This window comes from Exiguobacterium sp. s142, from assembly GCF_018618455.1.
In the GTDB taxonomy this organism is placed as follows: Bacteria; Bacillota; Bacilli; order Exiguobacteriales; family Exiguobacteriaceae; genus Exiguobacterium; species Exiguobacterium aurantiacum_A.
In genome coordinates this window covers 75,162-91,815 of the sequence record NZ_JACSMB010000011.1, presented here as the reverse complement: position 1 = coordinate 91,815, position 16,654 = coordinate 75,162, and the positions used below count along the sequence as shown (strand labels likewise).

Sequence of the window (16,654 nt, the reverse complement as noted above, 5' to 3'; positions counted from 1 at the left end):
CGGCCACACCCGTTCCCATGCCGAACACGGAAGTTAAGCGCTTCAGCGCCGAAAGTAGTTGGGGGTCTCCCCCTGTGAGGATAGGACGTTGCCAGGCAAGATCGTTCCGCAATAGCTCAGTGGTAGAGCAACCGGCTGTTAACCGGTAGGTCGTAGGTTCAAATCCTACTTGCGGAGCCACTTTTTCTCTTTTTTGGAGAGCTGTCCGAGTGGCCGAAGGAGCACGATTGGAATTCGTGTAGGCGGCACAACCGTCTCAAGGGTTCGAATCCCTTGCTCTCCGCCAGTTTATCCATACTAATTATGGCCCGTTGGTCAAGCGGTTAAGACACCGCCCTTTCACGGCGGTAACACGGGTTCGATTCCCGTACGGGTCACCATTTAAATTTTATATCGTCGCGGGGTGGAGCAGTCTGGTAGCTCGTTGGGCTCATAACCCAAAGGTCGTTGGTTCAAATCCAGCCCCCGCAATTGTGTGGTCCTGTGGTGTAGCGGTTAACATGACTGCCTGTCACGCAGGAGATCGCGGGTTCGAATCCCGTCAGGACCGCCATTTTTTTATTTAACTAAATTACTACATACATGGCTTTGTAGCTCAGTTGGTAGAGCAAAGGACTGAAAATCCTTGTGTCGGCGGTTCGATTCCGTCCAAAGCCACCATGTGGGGGGGTAGCGAAGTGGCTAAACGCGGCGGACTGTAAATCCGCTCCCTCGGGTTCGGCGGTTCGAATCCGCCCCCCCCCACCACTTAGGGGCATAGTTTAGCGGTAGAACTACGGTCTCCAAAACCGTCAGCGCGGGTTCGATTCCTGCTGCCCCTGTTTATTATGGCGATTGTGGCGAAGTGGTTAACGCACCGGATTGTGATTCCGGCATTCGAGGGTTCAATTCCCTTCAGTCGCCCCATTTTGTTGGGCTGTAGCCAAGTGGTAAGGCATCGGATTTTGATTCCGACATGCGTAGGTTCGATCCCTTCCAGCCCAGCCATTTTGCGGAAGTAGTTCAGTGGTAGAATACGACCTTGCCAAGGTCGGGGTCGCGGGTTCGAATCCCGTCTTCCGCTCCATTTAATCTCTTTGGCGCCATAGCCAAGTGGTAAGGCAGAGGACTGCAACTCCTCTATCGTCGGTTCGATTCCGACTGGCGCCTCCAACATAATATGCCGGTGTGGCGGAATTGGTAGACGCGCACGACTCAAAATCGTGTTCCTCTGGAGTGTCGGTTCGACTCCGACCACCGGTACTCTCTGCGGGTGTAGTTTAATGGTAAAACCTCAGCCTTCCAAGCTGATGACGAGAGTTCGATTCTCTTCACCCGCTTCATATCTCTCTGCCCTTAGTGGCGGGGAGATTTTTTGTATGCGAAAATAAGAAGAGTGAGGTGATGAATGGGATGACTCCTGAGATACTAAAACAACAGATTGTCGAGTACGCTGCGTCAATCGGGATCGATGAGTTGAAAGTGACGACGGCCGATCCGTTCATCGTCATGAAACAACGGCTCATCAAACAACAAGAGAAAGGCTTCGCTTCAGGATTTGAAGAACCCGACCTTGATAAGCGGACGATGCCTGAACTATTGTTAGAGGACGCCCAGTCAATCATTGCGATTGCGGTCGCCTACCCGAGCAAATTGAAAGATGCGCCCCGGAGCGTGGCGGGCGAACGGCGTGGGCTGTTCGCGCGTGCCTCGTGGGGGCTTGACTATCATCGCGCCGTCGGCTCACGGCTTGAACAGCTTCAAGCGTATATCGAAGAACTCGTTCCCGGCGTCAAAACGCGCTCGATGGTCGACACGGGTGAACTTGTCGATCGGGCTGTGGCCGAACGGGCCGGAATCGGATTTAGTGGGAAAAATTGTTCGATCATTTCGCCGGAGAAGGGATCTTACCTGTACTTGGGGGAGATGATTTTAGACACGTATCTGCCGCCCGATACAGCAATCGAGGACGGGTGCGGGGACTGTGATAAATGCATGACCGCCTGTCCGACGACAGCGCTCGTTGAACCGGGTGTGCTTGACGCCAAGCGCTGCATCGCTTACTTGACCCAGATGAAGACGCTCATGCCGCGAGAGTTCCGCTCGCAGCTTGGCGGACGCCTTTACGGCTGTGATACGTGCCAACAAGTCTGTCCATATAACCGTAAGAAAGATTGGCGCCATCATGAAGAGCTGTTGCCGGAGGCAGAAGTCGTCAAACCGCTGCTCGAACCGCTGCTCAGCTTGAGTAACCGCGAGTTCAAGGCGAAGTTTGGTCACTTGTCCGGCTCGTGGCGCGGCAAGAAACCGATTCAACGTAACGCGATCTTAGCGCTCGCACATTACCGTGAACCGTCAGCCGTCTCGGTGCTCGAAACATTCATCCGAACCGATGAGCGTGAAGACATGCGGGCGACGGCTGTTTGGGCGATCGGCGCGATTCTCGGTACTGACGCCGAAGCAATCTATCAAGAGATCGAATGCGTAGAGCAATCAGAGCTGGTTAAAGAAGAGATTCGTATATTCCGAGAGGAGTGGGAACGTGAAGACCGTGTCATCTAAATGGGGAACGTTATCGTACGAATTAAATGAGCAGGGAAAATTAATCGCGTTAGACTTTGCGGAAACAAAACAGGCAGATGGGAGCGCACCGGTGTGGCTCGTCAACATGATCGAACGGGTCGAACGGGAAGGGCTCCAAGAAATTGACCGCGTGTGGATTGATATGAACGGGACGGTTTTCCAACAAGAAGTGTGGGATGCGTTGTTGACGATCCCGTCTGGAGAGACGCGGACGTATAAACAAATCGCGGAACAGATCGGACGTCCGAAAGCAGTCCGTGCCGTCGGCCAGGCGTTGAACCGTAATCCGCTGCCTGTCATCTTCCCGTGCCATCGTGTCGTCGGCAGCAGCGGACAGCTCACGGGTTTTGCGGGCGGGCTCGATCAAAAACAACGATTACTCGATATCGAACAAGTGAAGTGAGGAATAGATTATGGCTAACCATGTAGTAATGTTTCAACCGGAAATCCCGGCAAATACGGGCAACGTCTCGCGGACGTGTGCGGCAACGAACTCGGTGCTCCATCTGATTCGTCCGCTCGGCTTCTCGACGGATGACAAGATGTTAAAACGGGCCGGCCTCGACTATTGGCAGTTCGTCGACGTCCGTTACCATGACTCGCTTGACGAACTATGGGCACAGCATCCGGACGGCGAATTTTTCTATATTACAAAGTACGGCGAACAGTATCCGAGTGACCTTGACGTGTCTGACGTCGAGAAAGACTATTTCTTCGTCTTCGGACGTGAGACGAAAGGTTTGCCGATGGAAGTGATCGAGGACAACCTTGACCGCTGCATCCGCTTGCCCCAGTCAAACCTCGTCCGTTCGCTCAACGTCTCGAACACGGCAGCCATCATCGTCTATGAGGCACTGCGCCAGCAAAGCTATGCGGGATTAAAGTAAGAAAAAAGAGCCCGATTCGTGAGAATCGCGGCTCTTATTGATTACCTTCAGGTTTTCTGTTGTATCCTGCTGTTAAGATTGCCGCAAGGAAGACGACGCTGATTCCGACCATTAGTAATAAACCCATTTAAAAATCCCCCTTTTGTTCTCCGTGACTACGAATATTATAATATACTTGATAATAGATTTGCACTGAATATGAGAAATTCTTGTGAAATGAGAGCCTATATGAAAACAAATGTGTACTTGTTAAGCTACGCCCCGTTGATTGGGATCATTCTTTTTTCGATGTCACTCGCTATCGCCACGTCTGAATACGCCATTCAATGGCTGACGCGTGTCGGGGTGTATAGTGAAATCATCGCGCTGTTGTCTGTTCAAGAGACGAAGATCCTCGTGCTCGTCATGTTCTTCACGATATACTTCATGCTGTTTAGCGCCTTTAAACTCGTCGCCGATACGTTCAACCAACTCGGTTTCGCATTTTTTGCGCGTGAGACGAACGGGAGCTCGCTCCATCGCTTAAAGCCAGGAGCAACGATTTTCTTGGTCGGTTCAGGTGTCAGTTTTTTGTTTTTGACTTCACTGCCGGCAGCGGTTGCGGTCTTGCTTGGCACGTTTGTCGTCTATTTATTCTACTATATTTGGCAAGTCAGTCAGTTGATGTCGACACTTCGGGCAATCGGGCTCTTGTTGATTCAAGCGATGATGTGGGCGATTCTTTTAAGTGGGCTCGTCTGGGCGCTCCTCAGGCTGTTTAACTCGGTCGGGGATATCATCTTATGAACGCTGTGACAGGAGAAGAGTGGCTGGTCTATCTGGAAACATACAGACAGACGAAACAAGGCTAGAGGATGCGTCCTCTAGCCTTGTTTTTTAGCGATGCGCTTCTGTCCAGATGATGGCCGGGTACGCCCGGTTGGCAAGCTCCGGGAACGGACGCGGCGTGTCGGCACCGAGCCAGATCGCCGTGATCGTCTGATCGGTCAAGCCGACATACCACATGTCCTTATGCGAGTTGGTCGTGCCGGTCTTGCCTCCGACGTAAGGGCGCTTGATCTGGCCGGCGTAACGTCCCGTTCCGTACGTTGTGACGGCAGATAACGCTTCTTGCATCGCCGAGGCCGTCTCGTCCGACCAGACGGCTTGTTTCATCATGCCCGGGCTGATTGTCGGGGCGCCCGAAGCAAAGCGGATTTCCTTAATCGTCTGACCAGATACGTACACACCTTTATTGAGAAAAGGCGTGTACGCGGCAGCGAGTTCCTTCGGAGATACTCCTTGTGTCAGACCGCCGAGCGCGCTCGCGAGATTGCTGTCTTTGTCGGGATCCCACTGGCTGAACATCATGTCGGCCGTCTCGTAAGCTCGCTCTTGATCGATCGCCGTGAACGCGGCGAGTGCCGGTGTGTTATACGAGTAAGCGACCGTATCTTGGAGCGTGACGTCGCCTAGGACACGGTTGCCACTGTTCGTCGGGCAATACGTCCCGTAACAGACAGGTCGTCCGTCAAGCACCGTATCGAGCTTCGCTCCGGTCTCTTCGATGTAAGGCGCAAACACAAGGACAGGTTTTATAGCCGAGCCCGGCTGCCGGTACGCTTGGGTGGCCCGGTTGAATTCACCACTCTGCTTCATCTCAGAATCGACGAGGGCGACGATGCGCCCGTTCGGCGTCAATTCGGCATAGCCGCCGTTCAAGCCGTTCGGTAAGCGGCTCATCACTTGTTTCGCTTGGTTTTGACGTTCGACGGACAAATACGTTTCGACTGTTGCTTTATTGCTCGCCAAGTAATCTTTAGCCGCTTCTTCATCGAGGTCATAACGTGTACGGACGAGGCGGACCGCGTCTTTCATGACCGTGTCCATATAGTCTGGATAGCGGACTTTGTGGCTACGATAAGAGGCCTTGAGTTTGACGCCGTGAAACGCATCATATGCTTGCTTCGATAGGACACCCGCATCTCTCAATTGCGTTAGGATGCGATCTTTACGCTCGTAAAAGGCAGGAGATGGGTCAAGCGGATCGTAAAGGGACGGATTGTTCGGTACAGTCAGCAAGAAAGAAATCTGGTTCCAATTTAAATCGTCTAGTGGACGGGAAAAGTACGTATCGGCTGCCGACTGGATACCATAGATGTTATGACCGAAGAAAATAACATTACTGTAAGCGGTCATAATTTCTTTTTTACTATAATTTTTTTCAAGCGCTCGCGCGATCATTAATTCCTTTACTTTGCGCTCATACGTCCGTTCGTGCGTTAAATATTCATTCCGGGCCAGTTGTTGGGTAATCGTGCTCCCGCCTTGGACCGACGATTCGTTCGCGTTGTTGATGAACGCTCGGGCAATCCCTCCGAGGTCATAGCCGGGATGGGCGTTGAACTTCCGATCCTCAATGACGATGATTGCTTCACGGATGTGATTCGGAAGCCCATCGACGGAGACATCGTTGCGGCGACCGTTCAAATACAACTGTTCCGTCCCTCCTTTATAAGTCAGCATGACAGCATGTTTCGATGAGAGCGGAGCGGAGCGGACGGCCTCCTCGCCCCACGCGACAATCGTTTTCGCTTGGTCAATCTCTTCTTTTAAAGCTCCGCTGACTGTGAAGCCGACGGCAACCAATCCAGCAATAAACACAACCCCGAGCCATGCTCTCATCGTCTCACCTCTTTCTCTATTCATTATATCGTCAATCTTTCGATAAAATTCAAAATGTAAACGCTATCATATAATAATTTAAGCAGGAATACATTAGGAAACAGCGAAAAAGGGTAATAGAGGATTATATTATGAATTTAGGAGGCAGTACTATGAAGCAAGAAATGGTTGCGATGCTCCTCGCTGGCGGGGAAGGCAAGAGACTTGGGCCTCTCACACGGAAGACGGCGAAACCTGCCGTCAACTTTGGAGGGAAGTACCGGATTATCGATTTCCCACTATCGAACTGTACGAATTCGGGAATCACGACAGTCGGTGTGTTGACACAATATGAGCCGTTAGAATTAAACCGTTACCTCGGCATCGGGTCTGCCTGGGATTTGGATCGCCGCAATGGCGGATTAGCTATCCTGCCACCATACCAAGCTCAGTCGGGGAAAAACTGGTACGAAGGTACTGCGAATGCGATTTATCGGAACTTAAGTTATATCGATGCCTACGATCCGGAGTACGTGTTGATCTTGTCGGGAGACCACATTTACAAAATGGATTACGAGAAAATGCTCGATTTCCATAAAGAAAAACAAGCCGATGTGACGATTTCAGTCATGGCCGTACCATGGGATGAAGCACCGCGTTTCGGCATCTTGAATACGGGCGATGATTTACGGATCCAAGAATTCGATGAGAAACCTGAGAAGCCGAAGAGCAACTTGGCGTCGATGGGGATCTATATCTTCAACTGGAAAGTGTTGCGGGAACACTTAATTCAAGACGCAGAAGACGAGACGTCAAGCTTTGACTTCGGGAAGAACATCATTCCAAACACGCTCCTCGACGGATTGAATGTCTTTGCCTATAAATTCAAAGGCTACTGGAAAGACGTCGGTACGATCCAGTCGCTATGGGAAGCGAACATGGACCTACTCGAAGAAGATCCACCGTTCGATTTATATGACCCAGACTTTAAAATTTACTCGGTCAACCCGAACCAAACGCCGCAATTCATCGGAAAAGATGCTTGTGTCGAGCAGTCGGTCATCAATGAAGGGTGCCGGATCGAAGGAGAAGTCCAACATTCGGTCTTGTTCTATGACGTGCGTGTCGGCGAAGGGTCGCTCGTGAAAGACTCCGTCATCATGCCAGGGGCCCGCATCGGGAAAGACGTTACAATTCATCGAGCCATTGTTGCCAGCTGTGCCGTCATTGAAGATGGCGCGACAGTTGGTGAGCCGGGGGGCGACATCGTTGTCATCGAGCCGCATGAAAATATCGAAAGTGGAACAGTCTTCAAGCAACGTGCTTGATTATAAAATAGACCGACGCAAGGAGGCGTTATTGTTGACGAATGATTTGTTAGGAATCATCAACTTAGGTACCGAAGAGGGGTTATTCCCGGAGTTAACGGGACATCGCAACTTAGCAGCTGTCCCGTTCTCGGGGCGTTATCGTCTCATCGACTTTACATTGACGAATATGATTACCCAAGGTATCGATCAAGTTGGAATTTTTACACTTGATAAGTATCGTTCTTTAATGGACCATGTGGGATCAGGCAAAGAGTGGGATCTTGACCGCTCACAAGGCGGATTGCATATCTTCCCGCCGGCGCTTAAACCGGATGGCGAAGCCTATCTCGGAGATTTAGCGAACTTCTCGATGCACAGGGAACACTTCGTGCGTAGCAAACAAGCCTACGTTGTCATCACCGGCTCGAACGTGTTGACGACAATCGATTATCAAAACATGCTCGAACATCATAAATCGATGGGGGCGGACATCACGCTCGCCTATACGGAGCATGAACAAAAATGCGGCTACTGTCGTCCGATTCGACTCGGGGAGAATGACCGTGTCGTCGGAATCGGGGAGCGCGGCTTTAGTCCAGACGATGAGCATGCATATACGGAAACAATCGTCATGTCGAAAAACTTATTCCTTCGCCTCGTCGATGAAGCGACGTCAAAAGGGGAGTATGACTTGTTAGATGGAGTTATTCTTCCCCAGCTCCACCGTCTCCACGTTCATGGATATCACTACACGGGTAAAATGCAGGTGATTCATTCGGTGCTTTCATACTATAATGAAAGTATGCGCTTACTTCGCCAAGAAGGAATCATCTACGACTTCCCTCATATTTACACGAAGATCAAACATGAGCCGCCGACTCGCTACTTGAAAGGGTCGAAAGTGAATGAAGCGCTAGTCGCCAATGGATGTAAAATCAGTGGAGAAGTTCAAAATAGTATTTTGTTCCGAGGTGTGGTCATCAGTGAACATGCGCGCGTCAAAAATTCAATCATTTTATCCAAGTCGATCATCGAAGAAGGAGCTGTCGTCGAGAACGCCATTTTAGACAAAGAAGTGGTCGTGAAACGTGGACAGGTCATTCGTGGAACGGTCGATGAACCGATCGTCATCAGAAAACGGACAACGGTTTAAAGGAGGATATTATGAAAATATGGTATGTCGCTTCAGAAGCGGCACCGTTCATGAAAACGGGGGGGCTTGCCGATGTGATTGGCTCGCTCCCTCAAGCGGTGTCTAGCCTCGGTGAAGATGTCAGTGTCGTAATGCCGAAGTACGGCTCGATTGCGCAAGAATATGTCGATGAGATGGAATATTTATTCGATTTGATCGTCCCGGTCGGCTGGCGTAAGCAGTTCGGGGCCGTCTTGAAGTTAGAGCGCGACGGGATCACGTATTACTTTATCGATAACGAGTACTATTTTAATCGCGAAGGCGTGCTCTACGGTCATTACGATGATGCAGAACGATTCGCCTTTTTCTCCCGGGCCGTCCTTGAGATGATCGGACAGATTGAAGAAGTGCCGGACGTGTTGCACTGCCACGATTGGCAGACGGGTGTCGTTCCGGCGTTTCTACGAATCCATTATCAACACATCGAAGCGTACCAAAAGATTCGAACGGTCTTTACTATCCATAACCTGCAATACCAAGGGATTTTCCCAGAAGCTGTGCTCGGTGAACTGCTGCAGTTTGGGCACGAGCATTTCACGGCAGAGGGCATCCAACATAACGGCCTCGTCAATTACATGAAGGCCGGCATCGTCCATTCCGACCAAATCACGACGGTGAGTCCGTCTTATCGCGATGAGATCATGGAACCTTACTACGGCGAAGGTTTAGATGCGGCACTACGCCACCGTGCCGTCGACGTCCGCGGCATCTTGAACGGTCTCGATTTGGCGACGAACGACCCGAGCACGGACAAACGAATCGCACAAACGTATGATCTCGACACTTTCAAAGAAGGAAAGCTTGCCAACAAACGCATGCTTCAAGAACGGTACGGTCTCGAAGTGCGTGATGATATCATGTTGATCGGATTTGTGAGTCGTCTCGTCGAGCAAAAAGGTCTCGATTTGATTCATGCGGTGAACCATGAGTTGGGGAATTTGGACTGTCAGTTCGTCTTCCTTGGATCGGGTCAACCTGAATATGAGGCGATTGTCCATGAGATGACGGCAGCCCACCCTGGAAAAATCGGGTCGTATATCGGGTTCGATATCGAACTGGCCCACTTGATTTATGCGGGATCAGACGCCTTCTTGATGCCATCTCGATTCGAACCGTGCGGCCTTAGCCAATTGATCTCGATGCGTTATGGAACACTTCCGATCGTTCGTGAGACAGGCGGACTTCGAGACACGGTCAAACCTTACAATGATTACACGCAAGAAGGGACTGGATTTGGTTTCTTGAACTACAACGCTCACGAGATGCTCGCGACGATTGAAAAATCAATTCGTGTCTTCTACGAGGATAACACTTGGAATGCGCTCGTCCATCAAGCGATGACTTCGGACTTCAGCTGGAAACAATCCGCTAAGCAATACCGTGAGTTATATCACCTATTCGCATGACTGGAAGGAGATTTACACATATATGTTTACAGATAAACAGAGCTTCGTCACTTCGTTTCAAAAAAGATTCGTCGCCTTAAACGGGAAATCGTTCGATGAAGGGACCGAGCAGGAAGTGTATCAAACGTTGGCAACGATGGTGCGTGAACAAGCGATTCCGAAATGGATCAACACACGCGACAAGCAAGAAGCCAAACAGAGCAAGCAAGTCATCTATTTCTCGCTCGAGTTTTTGTTAGGCCGTTTCCTCTATAACAACTTACTCAGTATGGACGTTTTAGAAGTTGTCCAAGAAGGGTTGGAAGAACTCGGTTTTGATTTCACGGAAATCACGGAGTTCGAGCCGGAACCAGGGCTCGGTAACGGCGGCCTCGGCCGTCTGGCCGCTTGTTTCCTCGATTCGCTTGCCGCGCTCAGTCTGCCCGGTCACGGTAACGGGATTCGCTATCGTTACGGTTTGTTCAAACAAAAAATCGTCGACGGCTATCAAGTCGAGTTGCCGGACAACTGGCTCCGAAATGGGAATATGTGGGAGACGCGCCGTGCCGACCGTGCGGTTGACGTTAATTTTGGGGGCTGGATCGAGATGAAGCAGATCGGAGACCGTCTCCGTGTCGTTCATCATCCAGACGAAGTCGTACGCGCCGTTCCATACGATATGCCGGTCATCGGTTACAAGAACGACGTCGTGAACACGCTCCGGCTTTGGAACGCGGAGTCACCATTTGATGACGAAGAGTATATGGAACGCACGAAAGGGTCGTACAAAGACTTGTTGAAACACAAGCAGTCGATTGCGACGATCTCGGAGTTCCTCTATCCGGACGACACGACGTATGAAGGAAAAGTGCTCCGTTTGAAACAACAGTACTTCTTCGTGTCAGCGGGTGTCCAATCGATGATTGCGTCTTACTTGCGACACAACAAATCACTCAAACATTTAGGCGACTACTACGCTGTCCACATTAACGATACCCATCCGGTCGTCGCAATCCCTGAACTGATGCGGATTTTGATGGATGATCACGGATATGGCTGGGATGAAGCGTGGCGCGTGACGAAGAGTGTCATGTCGTTCACAAACCATACACTTCTCGCCGAGGCACTTGAAAAGTGGCCGGTCGAGATGTACGACCGTCTATTACCACGAATCTATCAAATCATTAATGAAATCAACCGTCGTTTCTGTAAAGACGTGCTCGTCAATTATCCACACCTTGAACCGCATATGGGTGAGATTGCGATCGTCTCGAACAATTACATTAACATGGCAAACCTTGCCGTCGTCGGGTCACATTCGACGAACGGGGTCGCCCGCATTCATACAGATATTTTAAAACAACGCGAGATGCGCCACTTGTACGAAATGTTCCCGCTTCGTTTCAATAACAAGACGAACGGCATCACGCATCGCCGTTGGCTCTTGAAATCAAATCCACGTCTGTCGAACTTGATCACGGACGCAATCGGTCCGTCATGGATCGAGCACCCGAACGATCTTGAGAAGTTGATGAGCGTCTCGAAAGATACGAGCTTCCAGGAGCAAGTGATGGAAGTGAAACAACAAAATAAACTCGACTTAGCGGCTTATATTCAAGATGAGACGGGAATCAGTGTCGACCCGAACTCGATTTTCGATGTTCAAGTCAAACGTCTGCACGCGTATAAGCGTCAGCTCATGAACGCGATGCATATTCACGCGCTCTATCAAAAGATTCAAACAGACCCGACGTTCACGATGGTTCCACGAACGTTCATCTTCGGAGCGAAAGCGGCGCCAGGTTATTATTACGCGAAAGAAGTCATTCGCTACATCAATGCCCTCGCGTCGATGATTAACAACGATAAACGGGCGAGTCAGTTCATCAAGATCGTGTTCCTTGAGAACTACCGCGTCTCGATGGCAGAACGGATCTTCCCGGGCTCGGATGTTAGTGAACAGATTTCGACGGCGAGCTACGAGGCGTCAGGAACCGGAAACATGAAGTTCATGATGAACGGAGCGCTCACAATCGGTACGCTTGACGGGGCGAACATCGAGATTCGCGATGCGGTCGGTGACGACCATATCTTCATTTTCGGATTGACACCGCAAGAAGTCATGAACTATAAAAAATTCGGCGGGTATCATGCGGCCGATATTTATCATGCCAACACCGAAGTACGTAACGTCGTCGACGGTCTCGTCAATGGGACGTTCGATAAAGTCGGAGAATATCAGTTCCAAGCGATCTTTGATTCGCTTCTCGTCTATAACGATGATTTCCTCGTCTTGAAAGACTTTATGTCCTATATGCAGGCACAGCGACGCGTCGATGAAGTGTTCGCAGATAAGGCGCGTTGGGCGGAAAGTTCAATCGTCAATACGGCCAAGTCTGGTATTTTCTCGAGCGATCGCACAATCACGGAATATGCGAACGCGGTTTGGAACATCAAGCCGACGAGTGTGAAATAAAAAAATCCACCCGTTATGGGTGGACCTTATTTTCTGGATAACTGATCCAGTCAGAGTATGAACCGGGATAGAGACGGACATCGTCTTTACCGAGCGCATGCAATGCCAAAATGTTCACGCAAGCGGTGACGCCGCTGCCGCAATAAAAGATCGGGTTCGGGACATCAAGCACGTTGGCGTAAAGTTCGCGCAAATCGTGAAAGTCTTGAAGCGTCCCGAGCTCCGTGACGGCGTCTACGTATGGGCAGAGCAGGGCGTTCGGGATATGCCCGGCTTTTTTATCGATCGGTTCGTGGCTTCCGTCGTAACGGTCGGCCGTTCTTGAGTCATACAGGCCGCCTGTTGTTGTTGCGGCGCGCACGTCTTCGACTGTGGCGATCATATCGTCGTGGAAATCAGGGACGTATGTCGAAGCAGGGTACGTCGAAACCTCGGTCGTTGTCTCGCCACAGTAAGTGATGCCGGATTGGATACCGCCTTCGAGCACGATGACGCGCTCATGGCCGGCCCACTTGAATAACCACCAAGCACGTGCGGCGTATGGGAAACCGTCGTCGTAAATAATGATCAAGTCGTCCTTTTGGATGCCGATGCGTCGGAGCGTCTCCGTCCACGCTTCTTTTGACGGGAGCGGGTGACGTCCGCCGTGGACGGACACTGGGCCTGACAAGTCTTCCATCAAGTCGAGATGGACGGCATTCGGGAGATGTCCCTGGCGGTACACGTATTTTCCGTATGAAGCGTCGTTCAATGAATAGCGGCAATCAATAAATCGGATTGAGTCCGTATGGACGATTTGTTTCAATTCTTGGGCACGCATAGTTGGAAACATAGTATCACCTCGAAGTTTCGTTACTCCCATCGTATACAAGATGGAACAAATTGGCGAGTACTTCGATTGAATTTGAACGTCGAAAGGGGAATTGACCATGGCATGGCAACAAACATATGAGCGTTGGAATCAATATGAGGAACTTGAACCTTATCTTCGGACCGAATTAGACGAGATGGCACAAAATGAGACGACACTCGAAGAGGCGTTTTATAAGACGCTTGAATTCGGAACGGGTGGTATGCGCGGTGAGATCGGACCAGGTGCCAATCGAATGAACGTCTATACGATTCGTAAAGCGGCGCAAGGGTTTGCCGACTTTATTTCGGCGTCAGGCGAGGAAGCGAAACGGCACGGAGTCGTCATCGCCCATGATCCACGTCACTACTCACCTGAATTCGCGCTCGAGGCGGCACGGACGTTTGCATCGAACGGGATCAAGACTTACTTGTTCCCGAGCTTACGGGCAACGCCAGAACTGTCATTCGCCGTCAGACACCTAGGTGCGTTTGGAGGAGTCGTCATCACGGCGAGTCATAACCCGCCTGAGTATAACGGCTTCAAAGTATATGGCGCCGACGGCGGGCAACTACCGCCGGCCGAGGCGGACGAGCTCGTGTCTTACGTCAACGCGATCGAGGACGAGTTAAGCATCCCGGTCCAAGACGAAGCAACGCTCCGCGCCGACGGGACGCTCGTCACTGTCGATGAGTCTGTCGATGCGGCTTATATGGAAGCTCTTCAAGCAATTCGAATCCATAAGGACGTCCCAACAGACGCCCTGAAAATCGTCTTCTCGCCGCTTCACGGCACGGGACGGCGACCGATTATGGAAGGGCTCAAGGCGTACGGGTTTGACCATGTCACGATCGTCGAAGAGCAAGCCGAACCAGACGGCGCGTTCCCGACGGTCAGTTCCCCGAACCCGGAAGAGCGGGCGGCGTTCAGGCTGGCGATGGAATATGGTGACCGTGTCAGCGCTGATCTGCTCATGGCAACCGACCCGGATGGTGACCGCGTCGGCTTCACTGTGCGTGACCGCGACGGGGAATGGTTCGTCTTGACAGGGAACCAGACCGGAGCGCTCTTGATGGATTACATCCTATCGCAAAAAGTCGAGACCGGCACGCTGCCAGCGAACGGATTCGTCGCGAAAACGATTGTCACGTCCGAGCTTGGGGCGGCCATCGCCAAAGCGTATGGCGTGCATCTTGAGAACACACTCACCGGCTTTAAATTCATCGGTGAAAAGATCAAACAGTACGAGGAGTCAGGCGAGTACGAGTTCTTGTTCGGCTACGAAGAGAGCTACGGCTATTTGATCGGTGACTTCTGCCGTGATAAAGACGCTGTCCAGGCGTGCGTGCTCGGCGCCGAGATGGCAGCTTTCCATAAGCAGCAGGGACGAACGTTGTATGACGCGCTCCAAGCGATTTATGAGAAGTATGGCTTTTATGAGGAATCGCTTCAATCGATGACGTTGAAAGGGAAAGCCGGGCTTGAACAGATCGGCCGGATGATGGAATCGTTCCGTGCCAACCCGCCGCAAGAAGTTGCCGGCTATGAAGTCGTCCGCTTTGAGGATTACAAGCTGCAAGTCGCGACCGACCTTCGTCAAAATACGACCGAGGACATCGACTTGCCATCTTCGAACGTGCTCAAATTCGTCTTCGAGGACGGGTCGTGGTTCTGCCTTCGCCCGTCTGGCACAGAGCCAAAGATCAAGTTCTATTTCAGTGTTCACGCGGATAGTGCCGAGATGACGACGGCGAAACGTGAAGCGATTGAACGAGACGTTATGAAGCAAGCAAAAGCAATCGACTGACTAGTGTACCACCGCTCAACTGGGAGCGGTGGTTTTTGTTTGACTTCTTTTAACCTCGTCAGTATGATGAGTATATTGCTCAAAACCATGTAATCATATAAGGATTATCAGGAAGGCGGAAATAACATGAAAAAATCATTAACGGCAGTTCTCGCAATCGGCGCATCGTTCGGGGTGCTTGCAGCTTGCGGTACAGAGACGGACAGTGGATCTGAAGAAACAGTCATCACAGTCGGGACGGAAGCGACATACCCGCCATTCACGTACAAAGATAAAGGTGAAATCACAGGGTATGACATCGACGTGTTGAACGAAGCGGCAGAACGTGCCGGCTATACGGTCGAATATGAGCCGATGGACTTCAAAGGACTCGTCCCGGCACTCGATGCGGAACGCATCGATATGATCGCGAACCAGATGAGCATCACACCGGAGCGTGAAGAGAAGTATGCGTTCTCGGATACGTACGCGGTGTCAGGTGCACAAGTCATCGTTGCTTCAGATAATGAAGACATCCAAGGCATCGACGACCTTGACGGCAAAGTTGTCGGTTCGACACAAGGGTCGGTCTACGCCCAGATGGCTGAAGAAGCTGGTGCTGAAGTGAAGTTTTATAAAGGTGCGAACCAAGTGCTCCAAGACCTTCAAGTCGGACGTCTCGACGCAGCGCTCAACGACCGTCTCTTCATCTTGACGGAGCTCGAGAAGACAGGCTACGACGTGAAAGCGGTCGGTGACGTCTTCAACAAGAGCGAGGCGGGGTACATGACACGCCAAGACAGCGACGTGCTCGATCAGTTGAACGAGGCGCTTGCTGAAATGAAAGAAGACGGAACGATGGCTGAAATCGGTGATAAGTACTTCGGTGAGGACATCAGTCAATGAATGAACTGATCACGACCGTCATCGAGAACCGTTCGGCCTATATCGAAGCCGTACAATTGACGTTGATCGCCAGTATCCTGTCGATTATCCTCGCCTTGGTGCTCGGTCTGATCATCGCGTTACTTTACAGCAGTCCAATCAAAGTGTTGCGGTTGTTCACCCGAACGTACACCTCGTTCTTCCGGGGCACGCCGCTGCTCTTACAACTGCTCATCTTGTACGTCGGGTTGACCGGGTTCGTCCAACTGAGCGGGATGCAGGCGCTCATCTTCGGATTGGGTCTGCACTTTGCGGCTTATATCTCGGAGGCGTTCCGGGCAGCCATCAATTCGGTCGATCGCGGACAAGTCGAGGCGAGTGTCGCCCTCGGGATTCCGCGTGCGAAACGCTTTAAAGACATTATCTTCCCACAAGCGTTATCACGGGCCATCCCACCGGTGTCGAACTCGGTGATTGATATCATCAAGTCGACGTCGCTCGGATCGGTCATCGCCGTGCAGGAGTTGACGTACGTCTCAGACCAGATTGCAGCGACGACCTATTTGGTCATGCCGCTCCTCTTGTTCTCGGCCTCGATCTATTGGATCTTGTCGACACTCATTCAAGCGGGGCAGCATCGGCTCGAACGTCGCTATGCGACCCGCTAAACGAAAAATC

Annotated in this window: 13 protein-coding genes, 14 tRNA genes and 1 rRNA gene; 26 read left to right on the top strand and 2 right to left on the bottom strand. The window is 51.3% G+C overall.

Annotated features, from left to right (window positions below):
• The 19 genes from rrf to KNP77_RS10890 all read left to right on the top strand — a co-directional run.
• Window positions 1–97: ribosomal RNA gene (gene rrf, locus KNP77_RS10980) — 5S ribosomal RNA — on the top strand; the annotation flags it as partial.
• 8 nt (window positions 98–105) lie between these two features.
• A tRNA-Asn gene (locus KNP77_RS10975) sits at window positions 106–180 on the top strand.
• A gap of 15 nt (window positions 181–195) precedes the next feature.
• A tRNA-Ser gene (locus tag KNP77_RS10970) sits at window positions 196–286 on the top strand.
• Window positions 287–305: 19 nt separating this feature from the next.
• A tRNA-Glu gene (locus KNP77_RS10965) sits at window positions 306–380 on the top strand.
• A 17-nt stretch (window positions 381–397) separates the two neighbouring features.
• A tRNA-Met gene (locus KNP77_RS10960) sits at window positions 398–471 on the top strand.
• A 6-nt stretch (window positions 472–477) separates the two neighbouring features.
• A tRNA-Asp gene (locus KNP77_RS10955) sits at window positions 478–553 on the top strand.
• 31 nt (window positions 554–584) lie between these two features.
• Window positions 585–660, top strand: a tRNA-Phe gene (locus KNP77_RS10950).
• 3 nt (window positions 661–663) lie between these two features.
• A tRNA-Tyr gene (locus KNP77_RS10945) sits at window positions 664–747 on the top strand.
• Window positions 748–750: 3 nt separating this feature from the next.
• Window positions 751–821 (top strand) — tRNA-Trp (locus KNP77_RS10940).
• Between the two features lie 9 nt (window positions 822–830).
• Window positions 831–906, top strand: a tRNA-His gene (locus KNP77_RS10935).
• Window positions 907–912: 6 nt separating this feature from the next.
• Window positions 913–987: transfer RNA gene (locus tag KNP77_RS10930), tRNA-Gln, on the top strand.
• Between the two features lie 4 nt (window positions 988–991).
• Window positions 992–1,066: transfer RNA gene (locus KNP77_RS10925), tRNA-Gly, on the top strand.
• 12 nt (window positions 1,067–1,078) lie between these two features.
• A tRNA-Cys gene (locus KNP77_RS10920) sits at window positions 1,079–1,152 on the top strand.
• Window positions 1,153–1,161: 9 nt separating this feature from the next.
• Window positions 1,162–1,242, top strand: a tRNA-Leu gene (locus KNP77_RS10915).
• A 6-nt stretch (window positions 1,243–1,248) separates the two neighbouring features.
• Window positions 1,249–1,319 (top strand) — tRNA-Gly (locus KNP77_RS10910).
• Between the two features lie 73 nt (window positions 1,320–1,392).
• Window positions 1,393–2,541, top strand: coding sequence for a tRNA epoxyqueuosine(34) reductase QueG (gene queG / locus KNP77_RS10905; RefSeq protein WP_214890769.1), 1,149 nt, complete (start codon window positions 1,393–1,395; stop codon window positions 2,539–2,541).
• Window positions 2,531–2,965, top strand: a complete 435-nt coding sequence (locus tag KNP77_RS16165; RefSeq protein WP_131441624.1) for a methylated-DNA--[protein]-cysteine S-methyltransferase — start codon at window positions 2,531–2,533, stop codon at window positions 2,963–2,965. The genes queG and KNP77_RS16165 overlap by 11 nt, the downstream gene beginning before the upstream one ends.
• A gap of 10 nt (window positions 2,966–2,975) precedes the next feature.
• The gene (gene trmL, locus KNP77_RS10895) at window positions 2,976–3,449 is read left to right on the top strand and encodes a tRNA (uridine(34)/cytosine(34)/5-carboxymethylaminomethyluridine(34)-2'-O)-methyltransferase TrmL (RefSeq protein ID WP_070327891.1); all 474 of its coding nucleotides are present in this window, start codon (window positions 2,976–2,978) and stop codon (window positions 3,447–3,449) included.
• A gap of 228 nt (window positions 3,450–3,677) precedes the next feature.
• On the top strand, window positions 3,678–4,235 hold the full coding sequence (locus tag KNP77_RS10890; RefSeq protein ID WP_070327890.1) for a DUF5366 family protein: 558 nt from the start codon (window positions 3,678–3,680) through the stop codon (window positions 4,233–4,235).
• Window positions 4,236–4,325: 90 nt separating this feature from the next.
• On the opposite strand, the gene KNP77_RS10885 is transcribed toward KNP77_RS10890, so the two are convergent.
• On the bottom strand, window positions 4,326–6,113 hold the full coding sequence (locus KNP77_RS10885) for a transglycosylase domain-containing protein (protein ID WP_251139043.1): 1,788 nt from the start codon (window positions 6,111–6,113) through the stop codon (window positions 4,326–4,328).
• 152 nt (window positions 6,114–6,265) lie between these two features.
• On the opposite strand from KNP77_RS10885, the gene KNP77_RS10880 reads away from it, so the two are divergent.
• From KNP77_RS10880 to KNP77_RS10865, 4 genes are read left to right on the top strand one after another with little or no spacing between them, the layout of a single operon-like run.
• Window positions 6,266–7,420: a glucose-1-phosphate adenylyltransferase gene (locus tag KNP77_RS10880; protein WP_071399201.1), complete on the top strand. Its 1,155-nt coding sequence runs from the start codon at window positions 6,266–6,268 to the stop codon at window positions 7,418–7,420.
• The gene (gene glgD, locus KNP77_RS10875; protein ID WP_251139042.1) at window positions 7,326–8,555 is read left to right on the top strand and encodes a glucose-1-phosphate adenylyltransferase subunit GlgD; all 1,230 of its coding nucleotides are present in this window, start codon (window positions 7,326–7,328) and stop codon (window positions 8,553–8,555) included. The genes KNP77_RS10880 and glgD overlap by 95 nt, the downstream gene beginning before the upstream one ends.
• 11 nt (window positions 8,556–8,566) lie before the next feature.
• Window positions 8,567–10,000: a glycogen synthase GlgA gene (gene glgA, locus KNP77_RS10870; RefSeq protein ID WP_131441612.1), complete on the top strand. Its 1,434-nt coding sequence runs from the start codon at window positions 8,567–8,569 to the stop codon at window positions 9,998–10,000.
• A gap of 22 nt (window positions 10,001–10,022) precedes the next feature.
• A complete protein-coding gene (locus KNP77_RS10865; protein ID WP_214890746.1) occupies window positions 10,023–12,455 on the top strand; it encodes a glycogen/starch/alpha-glucan phosphorylase in 2,433 nt (810 codons plus the stop codon).
• A gap of 13 nt (window positions 12,456–12,468) precedes the next feature.
• Here KNP77_RS10865 and KNP77_RS10860 read toward each other — a convergent pair whose 3' ends face one another.
• Window positions 12,469–13,287: a sulfurtransferase gene (locus tag KNP77_RS10860; protein ID WP_251139041.1), complete on the bottom strand. Its 819-nt coding sequence runs from the start codon at window positions 13,285–13,287 to the stop codon at window positions 12,469–12,471.
• Between the two features lie 97 nt (window positions 13,288–13,384).
• On the opposite strand from KNP77_RS10860, the gene KNP77_RS10855 reads away from it, so the two are divergent.
• The 3 genes from KNP77_RS10855 (at window position 13,385) to KNP77_RS10845 (ending at window position 16,644) form a co-directional block, all read left to right on the top strand.
• On the top strand, window positions 13,385–15,112 hold the full coding sequence (locus tag KNP77_RS10855; protein WP_214890744.1) for a phospho-sugar mutase: 1,728 nt from the start codon (window positions 13,385–13,387) through the stop codon (window positions 15,110–15,112).
• A 126-nt stretch (window positions 15,113–15,238) separates the two neighbouring features.
• The gene (locus tag KNP77_RS10850; RefSeq protein ID WP_071399206.1) at window positions 15,239–15,997 is read left to right on the top strand and encodes a transporter substrate-binding domain-containing protein; all 759 of its coding nucleotides are present in this window, start codon (window positions 15,239–15,241) and stop codon (window positions 15,995–15,997) included.
• The gene (locus KNP77_RS10845; protein WP_016510211.1) at window positions 15,994–16,644 is read left to right on the top strand and encodes an amino acid ABC transporter permease; all 651 of its coding nucleotides are present in this window, start codon (window positions 15,994–15,996) and stop codon (window positions 16,642–16,644) included. The genes KNP77_RS10850 and KNP77_RS10845 overlap by 4 nt, the downstream gene beginning before the upstream one ends.
• The last annotated feature ends 10 nt before the right edge of the window (window positions 16,645–16,654 follow it).

Excerpts from the sequence above, each read along its gene's own strand:
- glgA (WP_131441612.1), top strand. The coding sequence starts at position 8,567 with ATGAAAATATGGTATGTCGCTTCAGAAGCGGCACCGTTCATGAAAACG.
- KNP77_RS10850 (WP_071399206.1), top strand. The coding sequence starts at position 15,239 with ATGAAAAAATCATTAACGGCAGTTCTCGCAATCGGCGCATCGTTCGGG.
- KNP77_RS10845 (WP_016510211.1), top strand. The coding sequence starts at position 15,994 with ATGAATGAACTGATCACGACCGTCATCGAGAACCGTTCGGCCTATATC.
- trmL (WP_070327891.1), top strand. The coding sequence starts at position 2,976 with ATGGCTAACCATGTAGTAATGTTTCAACCGGAAATCCCGGCAAATACG.
- KNP77_RS10855 (WP_214890744.1), top strand. The coding sequence starts at position 13,385 with ATGGCATGGCAACAAACATATGAGCGTTGGAATCAATATGAGGAACTT.
- KNP77_RS10885 (WP_251139043.1), bottom strand. The coding sequence starts at position 6,113 with ATGAGAGCATGGCTCGGGGTTGTGTTTATTGCTGGATTGGTTGCCGTC.
- KNP77_RS10890 (WP_070327890.1), top strand. The coding sequence starts at position 3,678 with ATGAAAACAAATGTGTACTTGTTAAGCTACGCCCCGTTGATTGGGATC.
- queG (WP_214890769.1), top strand. The coding sequence starts at position 1,393 with ATGACTCCTGAGATACTAAAACAACAGATTGTCGAGTACGCTGCGTCA.
- KNP77_RS10865 (WP_214890746.1), top strand. The coding sequence starts at position 10,023 with ATGTTTACAGATAAACAGAGCTTCGTCACTTCGTTTCAAAAAAGATTC.
- glgD (WP_251139042.1), top strand. The coding sequence starts at position 7,326 with ATGGCGCGACAGTTGGTGAGCCGGGGGGCGACATCGTTGTCATCGAGC.
- KNP77_RS10880 (WP_071399201.1), top strand. The coding sequence starts at position 6,266 with ATGAAGCAAGAAATGGTTGCGATGCTCCTCGCTGGCGGGGAAGGCAAG.
- KNP77_RS10860 (WP_251139041.1), bottom strand. The coding sequence starts at position 13,287 with ATGTTTCCAACTATGCGTGCCCAAGAATTGAAACAAATCGTCCATACG.